The 2152-nt window shown below is 71.2% G+C and carries 1 protein-coding gene; it reads right to left on the reverse strand.

Features of this window, described 5'->3' with window-relative positions; genetic code table 11:
- Positions 1–332 precede the first annotated feature (332 nt).
- Complete coding sequence (gene pruA, locus ACFV9W_RS30215; protein ID WP_385767083.1) at positions 333–1970, reverse strand: L-glutamate gamma-semialdehyde dehydrogenase; 1638 nt, start codon at positions 1968–1970, stop codon at positions 333–335.
- Positions 1971–2152 lie beyond the last annotated feature (182 nt).

The following is a 2152-nucleotide window of genomic DNA, read 5'->3' on the forward strand; positions in this document are numbered from 1 at the left end:
GGGGGGGGCGGCTGCGGGGGGGGGGGGGGGGGCGCGCCGGCGGCTCCCCCTCCCCGCCCGGGCCTGTGTTTCTCACCCCCCCCGGGGGGGGGGGCCCCCCGCCCCGGGGGGCCCGCCCCCCCCCCCCCAGGCGTCGACCACGGGCCCCGGGGCCGGACCATGCCGAGGGCGCCGGCCGCGCCGGGGGGCCGCCTTGCCCACCCTGCCGCCCAAGGCAGCAGATTGCCCAAGGCGGTGGCGGCCGACGCCCCCGAGGCGTAGGGCCGGACCACGCAGCACCGCCCCCGGCCGAGGCGGAAGCTCGGCCGGGGGCGGTGCTGGTGCAGGGGCGGTCAGCCCATGTGCGGGTAGACGTAGTCCGTCGGCGGGACCAGCGTCTCCTTGATGGCGCGGGTCAGCGTCCACCGCTGAAGGTTCTGCGGGGCCCCGGCCTTGTCACACGTACCGGAGGCACGCCCGCCACCGAACGGCTGCTGCCCGACGACCGCACCGGTCGACTTGTCGTTGATGTAGAAGTTGCCCGCCGCGTAGCGGAGCTTCTCCATCGTGTGGGCCGCGGCCGCACGGTCGTTCGCGACGACCGAGCCGGTCAGCGCGTAGTCGGACGCCGACTCCATCTGCTCCAGCATGGCGTCGTACTGGTCGTCCTCGTAGACGTGCACGGCGAGGAACGGGCCGAAGTACTCGGTCGAGAAGACCTCGTTGGCCGGGTCCGAGCACTCGACGACCGTCGGGCGCACGAAGTAGCCGACGGAGTCGTCGTACGTGCCACCGGCGACGATCGTGCAGGACGCGTCGTCCTTCGCCCGGTCGATCGCGGCCTTGTTCTTGGCGAACGCGCGGTCGTCGATGACGGCGCCGATGAAGTTCGTCAGGTCGGTGACGTCACCCATCTTGATGCCGTCGACCTCGGCCGCGAACTCCTCCTTGAACCCGGAGTTCCAGATCGAGGCGGGGATGTACGCACGGGACGTGGCGGAGCACTTCTGGCCCTGGAACTCGAAGGAGCCGCGGGTCAGGGCCGTCTTGAGGACGGCGCGGTCGGCGCTCGGGTGCGCGACGACGAAGTCCTTGCCGCCGGTCTCGCCGACGAGCCGCGGGTAGGTGCGGTACTTGTCGATGTTGGTGCCGACCGTCTTCCACAGGTGCTGGAAGGTCTTGGTCGAACCGGTGAAGTGGATGCCGGCGTGGTCGCGGTGGTTGAGCGCGACGTCCGAGACGGCCAGGCCGTCACCCGTCACCAGGTTGATGACGCCCTTAGGAAGACCGGCCTCCTCCAGGAGCTGGAGCAGCAGCACGGCCGCGTGCGTCTGCGTCGGCGACGGCTTCCACACGACGACGTTGCCCATGAGCGCGGGCGCGGTCGGCAGGTTGCCCGCGATGGCCGTGAAGTTGAACGGCGTGATCGCGTAGACGAAGCCCTCCAGCGGGCGGTGGTCCATGCGGTTCCACACGCCGGTGGAGTTCGCCGGCGGCTGCTCGGCGAGCAGGTTGCGGGCGTAGTGGACGTTGAAGCGCCAGAAGTCGATGAGCTCGCAGGGCGTGTCGATCTCGGCCTGCTGGGCGGTCTTCGACTGGCCGAGCATCGTGGACGCGGCCATCGTCTCGCGCCACTTCGTGGACAGCAGCTCGGCGGCGCGCAGGATGATCGCGGCGCGGTCGTCGAAGGACGTCGCGCGCCAGGCCGGAGCGGCGGCCAGGGCGGCGTCGATCGCGTCCTGGGCGTCCTGCTCGGTGGCGTTGGCGTACGTACCGATCACGGACTTGTGGTTGTGCGGCTGCACGACGTCGAAGCGCTCGCCGCCGCCCATCCGACGCACACCGCCGATGGTGCAGGGCAGCTCGATCGGGTTCTCGGCCAGCTCCTTGAGCTTGACCTCCAGGCGGGCACGCTCCGGAGAACCGGGCGCGTAGCCGTGCACCGGCTCGTTGACCGGGGCGGGGACCTGGGTCACGGCGTCGAGGGTCATGGGTCCGTATCTCCTTCGGGGGGTCGGGGAGTTATCGGTTGAGCAAGCGGGAGGGGGTCAACCCTTGGTTCAGCCCTTGGTGAGGACCGAGCGGGCGAAGAAGAGCAGGTTGGCCGGCTTCTCCGCGAGGCGGCGCATGCTGTGCCTTCCCGGGGGACAACCCCCGGACCCCCGGCCGAATC

Source organism: Streptomyces sp. NPDC059897 (assembly GCF_042730865.1).
Classification (GTDB): Bacteria; Actinomycetota; Actinomycetes; order Streptomycetales; family Streptomycetaceae; genus Streptomyces.

Coding starts and splice junctions, on each gene's coding strand:
- pruA (WP_385767083.1), bottom strand. CDS start 1,970: ATGACCCTCGACGCCGTGACCCAGGTCCCCGCCCCGGTCAACGAGCCG.